This window comes from Streptomyces sp. NBC_00223, from assembly GCF_036199905.1.
In the GTDB taxonomy this organism is placed as follows: Bacteria; Actinomycetota; Actinomycetes; order Streptomycetales; family Streptomycetaceae; genus Actinacidiphila.
In genome coordinates, this window is sequence record NZ_CP108109.1 from 2366964 (window position 1) to 2383308 (window position 16345).

The window sequence follows — 16345 nt, forward strand, 5'->3', positions numbered from 1 at the left end:
TGCCATGCCGACGGCCGGACCGCGCGCGGCACACCGGCCTGGGCAGCCCACGTCGAGCGACGCGCGAACAGCCCCGGGCCGCAGGCGCACCCGTGCCTGGGGGCCCGCCTCTCCGGACAAGGCGCCCCCGGTGGCCGACCAGTGGCCGAGCGACCCCGGCCGGGGGCCGGAGGCCGCCCGTACCGACGCCGACGGGTCGGACCGCGCGCGGCACACCGGCCTGGGCAGCCCACGTCGAGCGACGCGCGAACAGCCCCGGGCCGCAGGCGCACCCGTGCCTGGGGGCCCGCCTCTCCGGACAAGGCGCCCCCGGTGGCCGACCGGGGGCGGGACAGAACGTCCCCCACCCCCGAGCACCCCGCCGCGGCGGCCGTGCTGGCCGGCGAAGAGCCGGGCGCAGCCCGCGTCGCTGCCCTCGACCAACGGCGACGTTGCCCGGCAACCGAACCGGACCCCGGAAGGCCGCATATACCCACAGCGAGCACGCCGTAGCGGCCTGGCAGGCCCGGCCGCGGGCGGCGCGGGCGCAAGGGGTCCGCGACGAAGGGGAGCAGCGTGCGGCGGGCGGGGTGGGGCGCGGGGGCGGAAGACGTGGCGCGGGGCATGGGGGAAGGGTGCCCCGTGGCAGGTGGGGACCGCGTCGGGCCGTGGGGGGATCCGGGTGACGCCCGGGGGATGACGGCCGGCCCGCCGTTACTCCCCCGGGAGTACGTCAGGCGGCGGCCGCGGCCGCGGCCTTCAGCAGGCGGTCGATGTCGTCCGTGTGCAGCGACAGGCACCGCCCGACCGCCTCCAGGACATCCCGCTCGGCGGGCAGATACGGCCCGTCGGCGAGCGCGATGTGCGCGCCCTGGAGCAGCACGCGCTCGCGCCCCAGCTGCTCCAGATGGTCGGCCAGCGGCTCCAGCGCCTCGTGCAGCTCGATGGAGAGCCAGCTGCCGCAGCCGTCGACGGCCTCGGCGAAGGAGTCGGGACCCAGCTCGTCGGAGCGGCGGAAGCGCCCCTCGTCGGCGACGATCGCCGCGAGCAGCCCGAGCAACTGGTCCTCGGTGCAGTCCGTGAAGCCCGCCGAACGCACCGCGCCGACCGCCGCCTCACGGGTGGGCCGCTCGGACGCGCCGCCCGCCGTCAGGACGGCGAGCGCGATCGTGTGCACGGCGTCCCGCAGCATCGCAGAGAAGCGCGTGGTGGTCGGACAGAGCAGCACCTCGGGCCCGAACTGCCGGTGGCAGGCCGTGCATTCGATGACCGTGCCGGCCGGCCCGCGGGCGAGCAGCGGCACATTGAGCACGGTCAGCCTGCGGGTGCCGGTCCTGCGGTGGTACGCCCGGTCACCGCCGCAGTCGGGGCAGTAGAACTCACCGTCGTCCTCGGTGTGCCAGGACGTGCGCACACCCCAGATAAGCCCCAACCTCATCGCACCCTCCGGCCGTCTTCGTCCCGGTACGCACCTCAGTCGGCCCGCACGCGCGCGCAAACGCCCCGGCAACGGTGCCGTACGCGTGATGTTAGCCACATCAACGAGGCCCGTCAGTACCGCGTACGGGGGCAATTCACCTTTGTTTCGCCCGATGTGCTCTCCGAGAGGGCACGAATCGGCCCCAATCCGGGTACGCGCCCGCCGCGACGGCGCCCGGAAGCGGCCCGGACACACCGCCGTACCGACCCCGTACGCGCCCCGCGAACCCCCCACGCGCGACGGCCGCGACCACCCTCCGAAGGGCGGTCGCGGCCGTCGCCACGCGAGAGATCGGCGGATCAGCGGCCCGCGCGGTTGACGGCGGAGACCACGGCCTGGAGGGCGGCCCGCGTCGTGTTGGGGTCGATGCCGATCCCCCACAGCACCCGCCCGTCGATGGCGCACTCGATGTACGAGGCGGCCTGCGCGGAGGCGCCCTCGCTCATGGTGTGCTCGGAGTAGTCCAGCAGCCTGGCGTCGATGCCGATCGACGCCAAGGCGTCGAAGAAGGCGGAGATCGGACCGTTGCCGGTACCGGTCAGCACCGTCTCGGCGCCGTCGACCACGGCCTCGACGGTCAGCGCGTCGGTGCCGTCGCTGGAGGTGGAGGTCTGGGCCGAGCGCAGGGTGATCCGGCCCCACGCGTTGTCGGGGGTCGGCAGGTACTCGTCGCGGAAGACCGACCAGATCTGCGCCGGGGTGACCTCGCCGCCCTCGCTGTCGGTCTTGGTCTGGATGATCCGGGAGAACTCGATCTGCATCCGGCGCGGCAGGTCCAGCTTGTGCCCGTTCTTGAGCACGTACGCCACGCCGCCCTTGCCGGACTGCGAGTTGACCCGGATGACGGCCTCGTAGGAGCGTCCGACGTCCTTGGGGTCGATCGGCAGGTAGGGCACCGCCCACTCGATCTCGTCGACGGTCTTCCCGGCGGCGGCCGCGCTCGCCTCCATGGCTTCGAAGCCCTTCTTGATGGCGTCCTGGTGGGAGCCGGAGAAGGACGTGTAGACCAGGTCGCCCGCGTACGGGTGGCGCGGGTGGATCTCCATCTGGTTGCAGTACTCGGCGGTGCGGCGGATCTCGTCGATCTGCGAGAAGTCGATCTGCGGGTCGACGCCCTGGCTGAACAGGTTCATCCCCAGGGTGACCAGGTCGACGTTGCCGGTCCGCTCGCCCTGCCCGAACAGGCAGCCCTCGATCCGGTCGGCGCCGGCCATCAGCGCCAGCTCGGCGGCGGCCACCGCCGTACCGCGGTCGTTGTGCGGGTGCACGGACAGGCAGACGTACTCGCGCCGCGACAGGTGGCGGGACATCCACTCGAAGCGGTCGGCGTGCGTGGAGGGGGTGGAACGCTCCACGGTGGCGGGCAGGTTGAGGATGATCTCGCGGCCCTCCTCGGGCTGCCAGACGTCCATCACGCCCTCGCAGACCTCCAGCGCGAAGTCCAGCTCGGTGTCGGTGAAGATCTCCGGGCTGTACTGGTAGCCGAAGACGGTCTCGTCGCCGAGCAGCTTGTCGGCGTACTCCATCACCAGCCGGGTGCCGTCCACCGCGATCTGCTTGACCTGCTCACGGGTGCCGCGGAAGACCACCCGGCGGAAGACGGGGGCGGTCGCGTTGTACAGGTGCACGGTGGCCCGGCGGGCACCGCGCAGGGACTCCACGGTCCGCTCGATCAGTTCCTCGCGGGCCTGGGTCAGGACGGAGATCGTCACGTCCTCGGGGATCGCGTCCTGCTCGATGATGGAGCGCACGAAGTCGAAGTCGGTCTGGCCGGAGGCCGGGAAGCCGATCTCGATCTCCTTGTAGCCCATGCGCACCAGCAGGTCGAACATCTCGCGCTTGCGGGCGGGCGACATGGGGTCGATCAGGGCCTGGTTGCCGTCGCGCAGGTCGGTGGACAGCCAGCGCGGGGCCTTGGTGACGCGGGCGTCGGGCCAGGTGCGGTCGGGGATGTCCACCGCCTCGTACCGGCCGTACTTGTGGATCGGCATCGCGGTGGGGCGCTGGGTCGCGGTCGCCGTGGTGATGGGCGTGGGGCGGCCTACACGATTCGGGGTGGACATGGGCTCTGGCTCCTCGGGCTCCGCTCGGGGCGGCCGACGGCGATGCACGCCAGAACTCCGCGGGGAGGGGGTCGGCCTATGACTACAGGCCCTCGCCGCGGCAGCTAAGGAGAAGCAGCCCGAAACGCATGATGGGTCGACCTTAGCCGAGTACGGCGGGATCACGCAGCCGATGCGTACTTCCTCTCAGTATGCAAGACGGCCCGGTCTGTCCAGTAAAACCGTGATGATTCCCTCCTTTTCGTCAATCATGGCGCAAACCAGTGACATGGCGTAGCCGGAGAGTCACAGTGGGTGCATGGGAGTTTTCTGCACGATCGTGCCGCCTCACGTCCTCGACAAGCTCGCCCAGGCCGGTGACCCGGACCTGGCCGGACTCGCTCGCCGTACGCTGGAACACGACGCGCGCGAGCGCACCCGCCGCCGGCTGACCACGGTCATCGGCACCACCGGGGTGATCGGGGCGGTCGCGTCCGACCAGCCGCGCCGGACCATCGACGACGCGAAGCACAAGGACACGCTCCCCGGTCGCAAGGTGCGCGGCGAGGGCGACAAGCCGACGAAGGACGCCAGTGTCAACCGGGCGTACGACGCGCTCGGCGCGACCTTCGAGACATACCTCAAGGCGTACGGGCGGCATTCGATCGACGACCGCGGACTGCCGCTGGTGGCCAGCGTCCACTACCTCCAGGGGTACAACAACGCCTTCTGGAACGGCGAGCAGATGGTGTTCGGCGACGGCGACGGCAAGATCTTCCTCGACTTCACCATCCCGCTGGACGTCATCGGGCACGAACTGACCCACGGCGTCACGCAGTACACCGCGAACCTCGACTACTACGGGCAGTCCGGCGCGCTCAACGAGTCGGTTTCGGACGTCTTCGGCAGCCTCATCAAGCAGTACACACTCGGGCAGAGCGCGGAGGAGGCCGACTGGCTGATCGGCGCGGGCCTGCTGGCGCCCGGTGTCAACGGCACGGCGCTGCGCTCGATGAAGGAGCCGGGCACGGCGTACGACGACCCGCGGCTCGGCAAGGACCCGCAGCCGGGCACGATGGACGGCTATGTGTCCGGTTCGCAGGACAACGGCGGGGTGCACATCAACTCCGGTATCCCCAACCACGCGTTCTACCTCGTGGCGAGCACCCTCGGCGGCAACGCCTGGGAGCAGGCCGGCCAGATCTGGTACGACACGCTGACCGGCGGATCGCTCTCCGCGCAGGCGCAGTTCGCCGACTTCGCGGCGGCGACCACGGCGGCGGCCAAGGCCCGCTACGGTGACGGGGACCAGGTCGAGGCGGTACGGCACGCGTGGGAGCAGGTGGGCGTGTCCGTGGCGGCTCCCGCGGTCGCCGAGGTGCCGCACCAGGCGCCGGGCAGCGACCAGACGCAGGAGGCATAAGCGCTGTGCGTATCGAGGTGGTCCGCTCGGGCGGTTTCGCGGGGATCGCCCGCCGGGCCGTGGTCGACACGGCGGATCACCCCGGCGGGGCCCGGCTGGAGTCACTGGTCGCGGAGATCCTCGCGGCTCCCCCGGCGCCGCCGCCCCACCGCCCGATTCCGGACGGCTTCTCCTACGACATCACCGCGGACTCCCGCGCCTTCCACTGCGCGGACCCTCATCTCACCCCGCCCCAACGAGAGTTGATCCGGACAATCCTGAACGAGGGGGCCTAGCACCTCCGCCCGCGCGCGGGCGGAGGGCGCGGGCCGTACGCGCAGGCGGGCCGGGCGTAGGCGGTGTGGGCGGGGCGCAGGCCGTACGCGGGCGAGCACCCGGCGCTGCCGCGGCCGAACCGGGGCGTCGGCCTGACCGCCCCCTTGTCGCGCCCCTCCGATTTCCGGATGATCACTCACCCACATGGGTGATCTTCCTCGTCCGCCAGGGTCACGTCAGTCGAGGGCCCGCTGTCGTGCGCGCCCCCTCGTTGCAAGACCTCCGGCCCCGGCGCCAGGCGTTCGGCCGCGTTCCCGCCGCGGCCCACGCCCTGCGAAATGCGCCTGAATGAGGCCGCCATGACGGACCCTTCCGATAAGTTCCCCTCATGACCGGCCGCCTGCTCGAACTGCATGTGCAGAACTTCCGCAGTCTGCGGGATGTCACCATCCCGTTGGGGCCCCTGACCGTGCTCGTGGGGCCGAACGGCGTGGGCAAGACGAATGTGCTCAAGGTCTTCGACTTCCTGGCCGACATCATCCAGAGCGATCTGGAGCCGGCTCTGTCCAGGCGGGGCGGATTTGACGAGGTGGCGTTCTGGGGCGGTACCGAACCACCGACGTCGATGCGTATCGGTCTCAAGGCCACCTGGACCACTCACTCGAGCCAGACCGCACCCGACGCATACGAACTCACCGTTCACCGACGTGCCGCGCCCAACCAACTACCCGGTTACGCACTCGCCCGACGCGAAAAGTTCGCCTTCAAACGCACCCAGGGCCAGGGGCGCCGTATCACCATCTCCAGCGAACGAGCCACGGTGACGGACACCAACGCCGCTGAGGAGTCCGAGAAACAAATCGGGATCCAGCGGCTGAGCAGCGGCCTGTCGACGCTGCCGCGCCTTGCGGAGTCGGAGGGCGGAAACGAGGTGGCACGCGTCGCCGACCGGCTCTCCTCGTTCCGGGTCTTCGACGTCAACGTCGACGCCGCCCGTTCGCCGGCCCGCATTCCGCCGAGAAACGAACTCCCGCTCACCCCCGACGCCGGGAACCTCGCCGCCTTCTTCTTCCAACTCCAGCGGAACCAGGACCTCTGGGACCGGCTTCTCGAAGACGCCAGGACCGTGCTTCCTCAGCTTGAGCACATCGTTTTCGACGCGACCGGCGGATCGGCTCACCATATCGCCGTCCATCTCCAGGAACGCGGTCTGCGGCGAACGACCCCGCTGGCCGACGCGTCCTATGGAACGGTCCGGTTCCTGGGACTTCTCGCGCTGCTCTACGACCCCCATCCCCCCGCGCTCACCTGCGTGGAGGAGATCGACCACGGACTCCATCCTCAGGCACTCCGGCTCATCGTCGAACGGCTGCGAGAGGCGAGTGAGCGCAGCCAGTACATCGTCGCCACGCACTCTCCGGCCCTCGTCGACCGTCTCCGTCCCGAGGAGTTCGTCATCTGCGAGCGCGACCGGGAAGGCGCTTCGATCATTCCGGCCATATCGGCGAAGGACGTGCACGAGATCGTCAAGGAAACCGGGGACCAGGCACTGGGCGAGTTGTGGTTCTCCGGTGTACTCGGCGGCGACCTCACGGGAGACGAACTGTGAGCAAGGAGGCGAAGTCCGCCTCGCGTGACTCACGGGGGCGCGGCGTCATCGTGCTGGCCGGCGAGGACAGCAATGACTGCCGGATCGTCGCCCAGGTCATCCGGGCGCACATCGGCAACGTCAAAATGGTGGAGATCACCGACAAGGTACGACTCAGGGGCGCTTCCAACGACGCCACCCGGGCCGACCGGGTCAGGACGCTGATCGGCAAGGCGAAGGGCCGTGCGCTCCGGGCGAGAGCGGATCTGCTCGGGCTCGTCGTTCACGAGGATCTCGACGGTGTGACCGACGCGAAGTACGAGGCGATACGCAGGAGCATCGCTGGGGAGTTACGCCGGCAGAGCCCCTGCGACTGTGCTCTGGCACTGACCGCCTTCGAGTCGGAGGCATGGCTGATGCTCTTCCCGGACGCCTTCGCTCATGTGCAGTCCCGATGGAAGATCCCATCCGCCATGCAGGGCAAGGACACCGGCGCACTCGCGAATCCCAAAGAAATGCTGCAACGCACCCTCCCTGCCCCGCGGTTCCGAGAGAGTGACGGCCCGCGGATCGCGGAAGCCGCCAAGGCTCTCGGGCTCCTGACCCGGCCGGACGGCAGGAACCGCTCGTACACGGACTTCGTCACGGAACTCGCCGACTGGACGACTTCCGGCCGGTGACATCGGCCTGTTCCGGTCGCCGGCGCGGCCCAGGTCCGGACGGCGGAAAGATGGACTGTGCCGGGGGTGTCGACTCCCGGTATCCTGGTGACAACCGTCCGTGACATCGCCCGGGAAGCCGGAGGCCGCCATGGCCCCATCGTGGGAAGCCGATCCGTCGGCGTTGTTCACATACCGTCTGGGGAAGTCGGCAGCCGAACCGGGCAACTCGCAGAACGAGAAGAAGTCCCCGGACATCTGGCAGTTGGACAACGGCGACATCGCCGTCATCGGCCGTGACCTCACCGCCGCCTATGCCACTCGGCTGCCCGACGGCGTCACCCTCCGGGCCGACGAGCGGCTGGTCATCATTCCCGGCGATACGCTCAGCGCGGCCAAGGCGGACATCCCCGACGCCCGGCCTTCGGGCGCCCGCACTCCCCACCGGGCGAGGTGAGCGGTTCGGCTGTCCTCGGCCACCGGGCCGAACCGGCCCCGGGAGGGCTGACCGGTGGGCCGTACGCCACCGGAGCCGGAACGCGTGGATCGGGCCGCGCGGAATCGGGCCCTCAGGGTCAGGCGGGCGGCGCGGTCTTGCGCAGGATGTCGATGAACGCCCGCATCCACCCGGGGTGATCCGGCCAGGCCCGAGCGGAGACCAGCGTGCCGTCCACCACCGCGTCACCGTCCTGGTACTGCGCCCCGGCCACCACGACATCGGGTTCGAGCGCCGGGTAGGCCGCCGTACGCCGACCGGACAGCACGCCCGCCGCGGCCGAGATCAGCGGGCCGTGGCAGATCTGGGCGACCGGCTTGTCCTGCTGGAAGAAGTGCTCGACGATCCGTTGCAGCGCCGGGTTGTTGCGCAGATACTCGGGCGCCCTGCCCCCGGGGATGACCAGTGCCGCGTACTGCGCCGGGTCGACCTCCTCGAAGGCGAGGTCGGCCGGCCAGGTGTACCCGGGCTTCTCGGTGTAGGTGTCGAAGCCGTCCTCGAAGTCGTGCACCACGAACCGCAGCTTCTTCCGCGAGGGCGCGGCGATCTCCACCGTGTACCCCTCCTCGGTCAGCCGCTGGTACGGGTAGAACACCTCCATCGATTCGGCCGCGTCGCCGGTCACCAGAAGGATCTTCACCGTCATGTCCCGCCTACCGTCCTCTCGTACCAGGAGTACGCCGGTCCGGCGCGCTCCCTTCTACGATGCCCCGCCCCGGGCCGCGGGACGCTCCGGGCAGCGTGAGTACATCCGGATACGGCGCGGATGGCGGATCGGCGGCGCGGGCGGCGGCACGGGCGGGCACTGCGAGCCGCACACGTCCCCGCACCCCCTGCCGCCGACCCCTACGACCCGCTCGCCGATTCCCAACCCCAGAACCACCACGCCCACCAGGGGTTTCAGGAGTCGCCGACCGCCGATTCGGGTGTGACCGACCCCGCGCAGGTCAACGGCGATCCCCGCACGCCGGAGCCCCGGACATCGCGGAACGTGTTCGAAAAACCGCCGAAAGTTAACACCGTTCGATACGTTGACAGCACCTGCGGCACTTGTTCAAATGTCGGTTGATCACGGGGGTCACAGGTTAGATCAGGGTCGAAGTGGGAGCGTTCCCACGCTGCTGGCATCGCCATCTCCCGGGATACCTGTCGTCCGTCCGCCGGATCGCCGCCCCACCCGCCGGCCGCATCCGAAAACGCCATCCGCATCCCCGCTTCGGTGTGGTGACGGACCGTCAGGACGTCAGCTCATGTACTACCCGCAAGGAGATCCGCCATGGATGTCGCGTGTGCCCCCCACGGTGTCGCAGGCCGGGGAGGCCCGCGATGAGCGCCGTCACCGGTCCCGCGGAGAACCCCGGCGCCCACCCGGTCGAGGAGGGGATCGCCCGGCTCTGGGCCGACGCCCTCGGCCGGCAACCACCAAGCTTCGACGCCGACTTCTTCGACGTGGGCGGCACTTCGCTCGCGCTGGTCCGTTTCCTGGGCGGCGTCCAGGACACCTACGGCGTCGAACTGCCCATGGACCAGCTCTTCACCGGCGGCTTCTCCGTCTCGTACGCCGCCGCGGCCGTCGAGGAACTGCTGCTGGCCGGGGTCGACCCGAACGAACTGGACACGCTCGTGGCCGAGTTGGACTCACTGAGCGACGACGAGATCCGTGTGCTCCTCGCGGAGGAGTCGTAACGCGCCATGGCTCTCTTCCTGTTGGTCACGCACGGCAGTGACGGCGACGTCCTCCCGTTCGTGGGCCTCGGTGCCGCGCTGACCAGGGCCGGTCACCGGGCCGTACTGCTCACCCACGCCCCCTACCGCGACGCCGCGCTCGCCGCCGGTCTCGGCTTCGAACCGATCGACGGCGAGGCCGAGTTCGAGCGCACTCTCGCCGACACCCCCACGCTGCTCGGCGGCGACCGGCAGCCGTGGGACGCCTTCTACCGCCGCAACGGCCTCTTCGAGCAGATCGTCACCGAGACGGCCGCGCTGCGCAGGCTGCACCGGCCCGGCGAGACCGTACTGGTCGGCCGGCACACCTCCGCGGTCTCCGTACGGTTCGCCGCCGAACTGCTCGGCGCGCCCGTCGCCTGGGTGGCGGTGGCACCGATCCAGCTCGCCGCAGTGCCCGTGGCCGCCCATGTCTACGGCACCCAGCTCGCCGAGGGGTTCGCCGACGTACGGCGGCGGCTCGGGCTGGCCCCGCTGGACGAGTGGCGCGGCTGGTTCGCCGGGTGCGACACCGAGATCGGGCTCTGGCCGGGCTGGTTCGACGCCGCCGGCCACCACTCGCCCGACCGGGTCGTGCTCACCGGATTCCCCCTCGCGGACGGAGCGTCCGACGCGCTGGGGGCCACGACGGGGACCGGCGGCGTGGGGGCCGCCGGTTCCCTCACCGCGTTCAACGAGCTGTTCGGCGAGGAGGTCCGCCCGGTCCTGGCGACCGGCGGCACCGGGCGCATGCTGCGCCCCGACTACTACCCGGCGCTGGTGGCGGCCGCGGAGCTGAGCGAGCTGCCCACCGTCCTGGTCGCCCGCCACCGTGAGCTGCTGCCCGCCCGGCTGCCGCGCAACGTCCGCTGGAGCCCGGGGCTCCGCTACGCCGACGTACTGCCGAAGGCCGCCGCGATCGTGCACCACGGCGGCATCGGTACGTGTGCGCGTGCGCTGGCGGCCGGTACGCCGCAGGTGCTGATGGCCGACGGGATCGACCGGCCCGACAACGCCGCCAGGCTCGCCCGGCACGGTCTCGCCCACGCGGTGCCGGCCACCGACTGGCAGCCGGACGTGCTGGCGCGCCGGATACGGGCCGCCGCGCGCGACACGGGGTGTTCGGCGCGGGTGCGGGCGGTCGCCGGGCCGGGGAAGGGCCGTCCGGCCCTGGAGGTGGCGGCCGAACTGCTCGCGGCGCTCCCGCACGGGCGCGAGTCCGGTGCCCGGCCGGCACGCGGCGGCGCGGCCCTCGCGGACCGCCTCCGCGGCCTGCCCCCCGCCGAACGCGCCCACCTCCTGACCCGCCTCCGCCACCGCCTCCCCCTACCGCCCCCGACAGCCGGGTCCCACCCCGCCGCATCGATCAGCGCACCCGAGGCGCCCAGCTCGGCCGGGGCCCACCCGCCGGGCGACTTGCCCAAGCAGGACGCTCTGCCCGCCCCGGGCAGCAGGGCCGAACCGGGCGCGGAGTCCGTACGGCCCGCCTCGGCCAACCGCCTGTCCACGGGCCCCAACCCGCCCGAGCGGACCACCTCAACCCGCACCCGCGCGGCGGCGGATGTCACGCCCGAGGAGGCCGGCTCGGCCAGGGCCCGCACGCCGGGCGGCTTGTCCGAGGCGGCCGACCACCCGTCCTCGCCGGACGACTGCACCGAGCCGGGCGCACCCGCGGCGGCGACCGTGGCCGGTGGGCCGGACGAGCGGACCGCGGCAACTCGCATACCGGCCAGCCCGGTTGAGCCGGATGTTCGTGGTAACAGCGGGTCGCGGCCCGGCGTCGCGGCGACGGGCGGCGCCGTCGGAGGCAGCCGGGGCGGGCGGATGAGGATTCTGCTCGCGCAGAACCTCATCCACCTCCCCTCGCACGGCGGCGCCAACCGTTCCAACCGCCTGCTGCTCGAACAGTTGGCGGCCCGCGGCCACGACTGCCATGTCGTGAGCCCCCTGACCGGCGCACTCGCCACCCACGACACGGGCACGGCCGACCCCGGCCCCGACGCCGACCCCGGCGCCGCCGCCGACGCCCTGCTCGCCCGCGGCGTCACCCTCCTGTCCGACGGCCCCGACGCCGTCGTCTACACCCACCGCGGCGTCACCGTGCACGCCGTCCGCTCGCCGTCGCTGCTGCCCGCCCGGGTACGGACCGTCGCACGGGACCTCGTACCGGACCGGACCCTCGTACCGGGCGACGACCCCGGGCACATGATGCTCGGCGCCGCCCTCGCGGCCACCCCCACGCGGGTGGTCTACCTGGTCCACACCCTCCAGCAACTCCCCTTCGGGCCGGGCGCGTTCTACCCGAGCGAGGCCGGCACCCGGCTGGTGCGCAAGGCCGCGGCGGTGATCGCGGTGAGCAAGGCCGGCCAGGACTACGTACGCGAACACGCCGGACTGCGGGCCCGGTTGGTGTACCCGCAGGTGTACGGGAGCGGCCCGTTCCCCGCGTACGGCGTCTTCGGCCGGGGCGCCGTCACGATGGTCAACCCCTGTGGCTACAAGGGCATCACCGTGCTGCTCGCGCTCGCGGACGCGCTGCCCGACACCCCGTTCCTCGCCGTACCGACCTGGGGCACCCAGCCGGACGAACTGGCCGAGCTGCGGCGGCGGCCCAACATCACGACCGTCGCACCCGTGGACGACATCGACGAGGTGCTGCGCCGTACCGGTGTGCTGCTGATGCCCTCGCTCTGGGACGAGACCTTCGGCTACACCTGCGTGGAGGCCATGCTGCGCGGCATCCCGGTGCTGGCGTCGGCGGTCGGCGGGCTCGGCGAGGCCAAGCTCGGGGTCCCCGGTCTGCTGCCGGTACGCCGGGTGACCCGGTACGCGGCGCGCGAGGGACAGGCCAGGCCCGTCCCCGTCGTCCCCGAGCAGGACCTCGGCCCGTGGCGTACGGCCCTGGACCGACTCCTCACCGACCGGGCGCACTACGACGACCGGGCTCGGGCGTCCCGGGCGGCCGCGGAGAGCTTTGTCACCGGGATCGACCCCGGCGACTTCGAACGTGCCCTACGGGACGTCGAGATCACGGACGACACCCCCGGCTCCCCTTCCCCCAGGCCCCGTCACACCACGGCCACCCGCACGGCCGCACTGCGCGTACTGGCGGCACGGCGGGCCGCCGCCCTGCGCACGGCCCCGGTCCCGACCGCCGTGAAGGCCGACGCGGGCACCGGACCCGGCGCGGACGAACGATACGGCGTGGCCGCCCCGGACCCCCGGTCCGTCACGGCCGACGCAACGAACGGAGAGGGCGCACAGCCATGTTGAGAACCGCGGCACCCACCACGCGCGGCGGAGCCCCCGAGCCCTCGCAACCGTCGGAACTCCCGGAACCCACCGAATCCTCCGAGTCGTCCGAACCCTCGGACCAGGACCTCGCACTCCTGCTGCTGATCCGCCACTTCGAGCAGTCCCTGCTCACCCTCTTCGGCGAGGGCCGGATCAGCGGGACCACACACACCTGCCTGGGCCAGGAGTACGTCCCGGTCGCCGTCGCCCCGCTGCTGCGCGCGGACGACTTCGTCTTCAGCAACCACCGCGGCCACGGCCACTATCTGGCCAGGACCGGTGACGCCGAGGGCCTGCTCGCCGAGGTCATGGGCCGGGCGGGCGCGGTCTGCGGCGGGGTCGGCGGCAGCCAGCACGTATACGCCGGCGGCTATCTGTCCACCGGTGTGCAGGGCGAGAGCCTGCCGGTCGCCGTCGGGGCCGCCCTGCACAGCCGCCGCACCCGGCCCGGCGCCCTCGCGCTGGCCTTCGTCGGCGACGGCACGTGGGGCGAGGGCTCGGTGTACGAGGCGCTGAACATGGCCGCGCTGTGGCGGCTGCCCGTCGTGGTCGTGGTGGAGAACAACGGCATCGCGCAGTCCACGCCCACCTCCGCTCAGCTCGCCGGCACCATCCGGGACCGCGCCCGGGCCTTCGGCGCCGACTACCACCACTCGGCGCAGCGGGACGTCGCCGCGCTGCGGGCCGAACTCGCCCCCCTGATCGGGCGGGTGCGCGAGGGCCACGGCCCGCTGGTGGTGGAGCTGGCCACCGACCGGCTCGGCCCGCACAGCAAGGGCGACGACACCCGGTCCGCCGACGAGGTGGCGGCGCTGCGCGCGGAGGACTGGTACGCGCGGTACGCGGCGGCGTTCCCCGAGCGGTTCGCGGAGTGGGACGCCCGTCAGGCCGACGCCGTACGCGCCCTGGTCGCCGAGGTGTCCGCGCGGCCGCCGTCCGACGGGCGGGCCGCGTCCGTCGGCGCGACCGCCGACAGGGCGCCGGGCGTACCGACGCCCACGCCCACCCCCACGGACAGCGACGGCCCCGCCCGCGAACGCGTCGCCCAGAACCTCAACCGCGCGCTGCACGACCTCTTCGAGGCCGACCCCTCCGTCCAGCTGCTGGGCGAGGACGTCAGCGACCCCTACGGCGGCGCGTTCAAGATCACCCGGGGGCTGTCCACCCGCTTCGGCGACCGGGTACGTTCCACCCCGCTCAGCGAGGGCGGCATCGTCGGCGCGGGCGCGGGCATCGCGCTGGCGGGCGGCAAGGCCGTGGTGGAGATGATGTTCGGCGACTTCGTCACGCTCGCCTTCGACCAACTGGTCAACTTCGCCGCCAAGTCCGTGACCATGTACGGCCGTCCGGTGCCCGTACCGCTGCTGATCCGCTGCCCGGTGGGCGGCCGCCGGGGCTACGGGCCGACGCACAGCCAGAGTCCGCAGAAGCATCTGCTCGGTGTGCCGGACCTGGCGCTGTACGAACTCACGCCGTTCCACGACGCGGGCCCGCTGCTGCGGCACGCGCTCGGCCGTGGCGGTCCCGCCGTGCTGTTCGAGGACAAGATCCTCTACACCGAACGCCGGTTCACCGGGGGCACGGTGGATGACGTGCTGCGCTACGAACTGGTCGGCGCGCAACCGGCGTTGGCGGTCGTCGGACCGGCCGGTATCGAGCGTTTCGACGCGGTGGTGATCGCGCCCGGCGGCCTCGCCCACCGGGCCCTGGAGGCGGTGCGCGAGCTGCTGCTCCAGGACGAGGTGAGCTGCCGGCTGCTCGTACCGGCGCAACTGCACCCGCTGGACGGGGACGGACTCGCGGCGCTGTGCGGCGACGCCCCGGCCGTACTGGTCGTGGAGGACGGTACGCCGGGCGGCAGTTGGGGCACAGAGGTCGCGCACGTCCTGCACGACCGGCTGTGGTCGACGCTCGGCCGGCCGGTCCGGGTGCTGAGCGCGGCGGACAGCGTGATCCCCGCCGCACCCCATCTGGAGGAGCGGGTGTTCGCGAGCGCCGGGGACATCCGCGGCGCCGTCCTCGCGATGACCGCCGACCACGCCGACCACGCAGTTCACCACGGACAGGAGCGGCGGCCATGACCGAGTACCGCATGCCGAAGATCAACAACAACGACGCCGCGTACGTCCTGCTGGAGTGGGCGGTGCCCGACGGCGGCAAGGTCGCCGAGGGCGATCCGCTGCTGGAGGTGGAGACCTCCAAGGCGGTGGAGGAGCTGCCGGCCCCGTCCGGCGGCCTGGTGGAGATCCTGGCGGAGCCCGGGCGGGAGTACGCGCCGGGCGCGTTGCTGGCCCGGCTGCACGAGGACGCCGGGGCGCTGGACGCCTCGCGGACGGCGACGCTCGCCGCCGCCGCGCGGGTCGCTTCGGCCGCGCAGGTCGCTTCGGCCGCTGTGACCGCGCCGGGTACGGCCGACGGGCCCGGGCCCGTGGTGACCGCCCCCGCGCGCGCCCTGCTGGCCGAACTCGGCATACCGGAGGAGGCCGTACGGGCCCTGGGCGTGCCGCTGGTGCGGCGCGCGGAGGTCGAGCAGTTGGCCGCGGCGCGGGCCGCCGCCGGGGCGGCGGAGACGTCTTCGGATTCGGACGGTTCGGGGCAGGCCGCGCGGCGGGCGCCCGAGGCCGACCCGCCGGGGACGGTGATCGCCCCGCTGTCCCGGCTGCAACGGGCGGTGGCCGCCACCGTCACCTCGTCGCACCGGGAGGTGCCCGCCGCCTTCACCGCCGTCGAGGTGGACGTCACGGACGCGCTGGCCGAGGCACGCGCGCTGTCCGCCCGTTTCGGCACCCTCGTGGGGCTCGCCGAACTGACCCTCGCCGCGCTGGCCGCCCGCCGGGCCACCGACCCCGGGTGCTTCGCCGCGCTCACCGACGACGGCGCCGCCACCCGGCTCGTGCCGGGCGCGCACATCGGGGTGACCTTCGACCTCGGCAACGGGCTGTTCGTCCCCGTCGTGCGCGACGCGGACCGGGCCGGGCTCGGCGAACTGGCCCGGGCACTGATGGCCCACCGGATGACGGCGCTGCGCGGGACCTTCCGCGACCGGGACCTCCAGGGCGCCAACATCACCCTCACGCTGCACACCGACCCCGGGGTGTCCTTCGCCCTGCCGATCGTCTTCCCCGGCCAGGCGTGCGCGCTGTCCCTGGCCTCTCCCCGCCGGGTCGCCGTGCCCGACGACGAGGGGGCGGTACGGGTACGCAGCCTCGTGCAGGTCGGCGCGGCGTTCGACCACCGGCTGGTCAACGGCCGAGACGTGGTGGCGCTCCTGCGCGGCGTCAAGGACGGCCTCGAAACGCCCCTGCCCCTGGCAGCGGGTGACGACCGATGACCCAAGTCTCCAACGAGCCCCGCTCCACCCAACCCGCCCCGACGGTACGCCCACCCGAGCCCGTACGGCCCGATCCCGCATCGGCGACAACCCC

Annotated in this window: 12 protein-coding genes; 9 read left to right on the forward strand and 3 right to left on the reverse strand. The window is 72.4% G+C overall.

The genetic code is table 11. The features are described from left to right. Positions 1-712 precede the first annotated feature (712 nt). Both OHA30_RS09950 and leuA read right to left on the reverse strand, forming a co-directional pair. The gene (locus tag OHA30_RS09950; RefSeq protein ID WP_328913457.1) at positions 713-1417 is read right to left on the reverse strand and encodes a TerB family tellurite resistance protein; all 705 of its coding nucleotides are present in this window, start codon (positions 1415-1417) and stop codon (positions 713-715) included. A gap of 341 nt (positions 1418-1758) precedes the next feature. Then, positions 1759-3522: a 2-isopropylmalate synthase gene (leuA, locus tag OHA30_RS09955; protein ID WP_328913458.1), complete on the reverse strand. Its 1764-nt coding sequence runs from the start codon at positions 3520-3522 to the stop codon at positions 1759-1761. Positions 3523-3820: 298 nt separating this feature from the next. Here leuA and OHA30_RS09960 point away from each other — a divergent pair, with 298 nt between their 5' ends. From OHA30_RS09960 to OHA30_RS09980, 5 genes are all read left to right on the forward strand, one after another. Further along, complete coding sequence (locus OHA30_RS09960; protein WP_328913459.1) at positions 3821-4924, forward strand: M4 family metallopeptidase; 1104 nt, start codon at positions 3821-3823, stop codon at positions 4922-4924. A 5-nt stretch (positions 4925-4929) separates the two neighbouring features. Beyond that, positions 4930-5199: a protealysin inhibitor emfourin gene (locus OHA30_RS09965; protein ID WP_328913460.1), complete on the forward strand. Its 270-nt coding sequence runs from the start codon at positions 4930-4932 to the stop codon at positions 5197-5199. 368 nt (positions 5200-5567) lie between these two features. Beyond that, on the forward strand, positions 5568-6788 hold the full coding sequence (locus OHA30_RS09970) for an AAA family ATPase (protein WP_328913461.1): 1221 nt from the start codon (positions 5568-5570) through the stop codon (positions 6786-6788). Beyond that, positions 6785-7447 carry a hypothetical protein gene (locus OHA30_RS09975; RefSeq protein ID WP_328913462.1) on the forward strand — a complete coding sequence of 221 codons (663 nt, stop codon included), beginning with the start codon at positions 6785-6787 and terminating at the stop codon, positions 7445-7447. Before OHA30_RS09970 ends, OHA30_RS09975 begins: the two co-directional genes overlap by 4 nt. Before the next feature lie 130 nt (positions 7448-7577). After that, the gene (locus OHA30_RS09980; protein ID WP_328913463.1) at positions 7578-7883 is read left to right on the forward strand and encodes a hypothetical protein; all 306 of its coding nucleotides are present in this window, start codon (positions 7578-7580) and stop codon (positions 7881-7883) included. 118 nt (positions 7884-8001) lie between these two features. On the opposite strand, the gene OHA30_RS09985 is transcribed toward OHA30_RS09980, so the two are convergent. Next, positions 8002-8568: a DJ-1/PfpI family protein gene (locus OHA30_RS09985; protein ID WP_328913464.1), complete on the reverse strand. Its 567-nt coding sequence runs from the start codon at positions 8566-8568 to the stop codon at positions 8002-8004. A gap of 680 nt (positions 8569-9248) precedes the next feature. Here OHA30_RS09985 and OHA30_RS09990 point away from each other — a divergent pair. The 4 genes from OHA30_RS09990 to OHA30_RS10005 are packed head-to-tail and all read left to right on the forward strand — an operon-like array spanning position 9249 to position 16251. Continuing rightward, positions 9249-9608, forward strand: a complete 360-nt coding sequence (locus tag OHA30_RS09990) for an acyl carrier protein (protein WP_328913465.1) — start codon at positions 9249-9251, stop codon at positions 9606-9608. A gap of 6 nt (positions 9609-9614) precedes the next feature. Beyond that, the gene (locus tag OHA30_RS09995) at positions 9615-12899 is read left to right on the forward strand and encodes a nucleotide disphospho-sugar-binding domain-containing protein (protein WP_328913466.1); all 3285 of its coding nucleotides are present in this window, start codon (positions 9615-9617) and stop codon (positions 12897-12899) included. After that, positions 12893-15001 (forward strand): alpha-ketoacid dehydrogenase subunit alpha/beta, encoded by a 2109-nt coding sequence (locus tag OHA30_RS10000; RefSeq protein ID WP_328913467.1) that lies wholly within the window; start codon positions 12893-12895, stop codon positions 14999-15001. Before OHA30_RS09995 ends, OHA30_RS10000 begins: the two co-directional genes overlap by 7 nt. Then, positions 14998-16251, forward strand: coding sequence for a 2-oxo acid dehydrogenase subunit E2 (locus OHA30_RS10005; RefSeq protein ID WP_328913468.1), 1254 nt, complete (start codon positions 14998-15000; stop codon positions 16249-16251). The genes OHA30_RS10000 and OHA30_RS10005 overlap by 4 nt, the downstream gene beginning before the upstream one ends. Positions 16252-16345: the final 94 nt, after the last annotated feature.

What these genes read in the sequence shown, in the direction of transcription:
- OHA30_RS09985 (WP_328913464.1), bottom strand. Translation starts at nt 8,568, where the DNA reads ATGACGGTGAAGATCCTTCTGGTGACCGGCGACGCGGCCGAATCGATG.
- OHA30_RS09990 (WP_328913465.1), top strand. Translation starts at nt 9,249, where the DNA reads ATGAGCGCCGTCACCGGTCCCGCGGAGAACCCCGGCGCCCACCCGGTC.
- OHA30_RS09995 (WP_328913466.1), top strand. Translation starts at nt 9,615, where the DNA reads ATGGCTCTCTTCCTGTTGGTCACGCACGGCAGTGACGGCGACGTCCTC.
- OHA30_RS10005 (WP_328913468.1), top strand. Translation starts at nt 14,998, where the DNA reads ATGACCGAGTACCGCATGCCGAAGATCAACAACAACGACGCCGCGTAC.
- OHA30_RS09950 (WP_328913457.1), bottom strand. Translation starts at nt 1,417, where the DNA reads ATGAGGTTGGGGCTTATCTGGGGTGTGCGCACGTCCTGGCACACCGAG.
- OHA30_RS10000 (WP_328913467.1), top strand. Translation starts at nt 12,893, where the DNA reads ATGTTGAGAACCGCGGCACCCACCACGCGCGGCGGAGCCCCCGAGCCC.
- OHA30_RS09960 (WP_328913459.1), top strand. Translation starts at nt 3,821, where the DNA reads ATGGGAGTTTTCTGCACGATCGTGCCGCCTCACGTCCTCGACAAGCTC.
- OHA30_RS09970 (WP_328913461.1), top strand. Translation starts at nt 5,568, where the DNA reads ATGACCGGCCGCCTGCTCGAACTGCATGTGCAGAACTTCCGCAGTCTG.
- OHA30_RS09980 (WP_328913463.1), top strand. Translation starts at nt 7,578, where the DNA reads ATGGCCCCATCGTGGGAAGCCGATCCGTCGGCGTTGTTCACATACCGT.
- leuA (WP_328913458.1), bottom strand. Translation starts at nt 3,522, where the DNA reads ATGTCCACCCCGAATCGTGTAGGCCGCCCCACGCCCATCACCACGGCG.